Source organism: Acinetobacter sp. YH12094 (assembly GCF_013419295.1).
Classification (GTDB): Bacteria; Pseudomonadota; Gammaproteobacteria; order Pseudomonadales; family Moraxellaceae; genus Acinetobacter; species Acinetobacter amyesii.
Genome location: NZ_VPAK01000069.1, coordinates 1 through 2,365, shown reverse-complemented (window position 1 = coordinate 2,365; position 2,365 = coordinate 1). Strand labels below are relative to the sequence as shown.

Annotated in this window: 2 protein-coding genes and 1 pseudogene; all 3 read left to right on the top strand. The window is 38.0% G+C overall.

Annotated features, from left to right (window positions below; genetic code table 11):
- On the top strand, positions 1 to 239 hold a 239-nt coding region (locus FTU34_RS17785), incomplete at its 5' end, for a hypothetical protein (protein WP_218955514.1).
- Between the two features lie 50 nt (positions 240 to 289).
- On the top strand, positions 290 to 469 hold the full coding sequence (locus FTU34_RS17555; protein ID WP_020847111.1) for a hypothetical protein: 180 nt from the start codon (positions 290 to 292) through the stop codon (positions 467 to 469).
- Positions 470 to 1,060: 591 nt separating this feature from the next.
- Positions 1,061 to 1,987: pseudogene (gene repM, locus FTU34_RS17550) on the top strand (replication initiation protein RepM); the annotation flags it as partial.
- Positions 1,988 to 2,365 lie beyond the last annotated feature (378 nt).

Genomic DNA, 2,365 nt, shown 5'->3' with positions numbered 1-2,365 from the left:
AGATTTCAAAACGCCCCAACTTTTGGGGCTTATTTTTATCTTTTTCAGAGGCCGTTTTTTTGTTTCTCGGAGAGAAACGCGGAAGCGTGCATTCCCTCCTGCTGTCGGAAAATGATAAATCCCCCAAACCGCTAAAAGTTGCCGATCGGCAACTTTTAAAATATCAAATTTTCACACATGGCTTAAAACCGCCTAAAATCGCCTTTAAGCGCACTTTTCTTCAAAACAGGGAAATCTAGCTAAACAGGGCTAAAAACGCCAATAAACGCAAAATAGGAGCATTTAGACCATGAAATTGAGTGATGCTGAAAAAAATAATCGTTTGTCAGAGGTGTTTTTAAAGAAATCAGATCGAGAATATTACGATTTAGAAATCACTGAAGATCATCAAAAACTTTATGATCAGTACGTTTCAGGTGATTTAAACAAGCAAGATTTTGAAGAACAACTAAACAAATTGATCAAGTAACCGAGCGAGTGTCTACGAGCGACTGAGCATTATAAAAATTTGCCCCTGCCTTTTCCCTGATTACAAGCTCCCTGTTGCTTCATAACGAGATTTACAGAGCAAAGCGACTGTAGCCACTGGCTCCATGACGAGCGAAGCGAGCATAAAGCTTTATGAGCGAAGCGAATCCATTCTTGTTTTTAGCGTCCTAGCCGGTCTTTGAGAAAAACTGCCCCCAGGAATCGAGCGCAGCGAGATTCAATAGAGTTTGAGCGAAGCGAAAACATAGGGCAGTTTTAAATGCCGTTTTTAATTTTTTTGGGCTTTTAATAATAAAAAAGCTTTTAAATGCTTTTAAGCAGTCTGAAAGCATTGATATACGTGCGTTTCAGAGGACATAAGACGACACTTAGTGTGCTAAAAGACGACACTTAGTGTGCTAGAAATTCTCAATAAGACGACACTTAGTGTGCTTTGAAAGACAAAATAAAACATGTCGTTTTAAGCACGTTTAGTTTGCAAGATGCGACAAAATAAAATATGTCTGCTTATTGCTTCTTGATAAGGCTTCACATAAGATCAATAAGACGACATAATAAAATAAGACGCTATATGAAAGATTTAATTGTGAAAGATAACGCTTTAATTAATGCCAGCTACAATCTTGACCTAGTGGAACAACGGTTAATTCTTTTAGCAATAATTGAAGCCCGTGAAAGTGGTAAAGGTATTAATGCGAATGACCCTTTAACTATTCACGCAGAGAGCTATATCAACCACTTTGATGTATTGAAAAATGGTGCTTATCAAGCACTAAAAGAAGCCTGTAAAGACTTGTTTGCTCGTCAATTTAGCTATCAAGAACCAAGAGGAAAAGGAGTAGCTCATATTACCTCACGTTGGGTTTCTCAAATTGCATACATCGAAAAAACGGCATCTGTTGAGTTAATTTTTTCACCTGCAATTATCCCTTTAATAACTCGGCTAGAAAAACAATTTACGAGCTATGAGTTAGAGCAAGTAAAAGGGCTTTCCACTGGCTACGCCATTAGACTTTATGAACTTTTGATTGCTTGGCGTAGTAGTGGGAAAACACCAATTATTGAGCTAAGTGAGTTCAGAGAAAGATTGGGAGTATTAGAAAGTGAATATCATCGAATGCACGACTTTAAAAAGCGTGTTTTAGAACCATCATTAAAGCAAATCAATGAAAATACAGATATTACTGTCAAAGAAGAACAGCACAAAAGAGGACGTAATATTATTGGTTTTTCATTCCGATTTAAACAGAAGGCACAGCCAAAAAAACAACAAAAAACCGACCCTAAACGAGATCCAAACACACCTGATTTCTTTGTCGAAATGACCGATGCACAACGGCATTTGTTTGCACACAAATTATCTGAACTGCCCGAAGTTGGTAGCGAATATGCAGAGATCGGAGAGTCATCCGAAGACTTTACGAAACGCCTTGCAGACATGCTTTTAGAGCCAAAAAAATTCAGGATGTTTTATCCGCTACTGGAACAGCTCGGCTTTGGTTCTAAGAAAATCCAATCAGCACCAATCAAACAGGTCGATGAACCTAAGTTTATAGATTTTCCAAATATGCAGATCAACCGAATTTCTTACGGCATGTCCAGAAATAAAAAATTCAAACATTTGAAGCAAGAGAATGAATCACCTAATGATTTTATGCAACGGCTTTGCATCATGCTAAAAGACCCAAAACAGCAACTTCAATTTTACGATTTCCTAAAATCTAATCCTTGAGTTTCCCCCTCTAAAAAAGATTTCAAAACGCCCCAACTTTTGGGGCTTATTTTTATCTTTTTCAGAGGCCGTTTTTTTGTTTCTCGGAGAGAAACGCGGAAGCGTGCATTCCCTCCTGCTGTCGGAAAATGATAAATCCCCCAA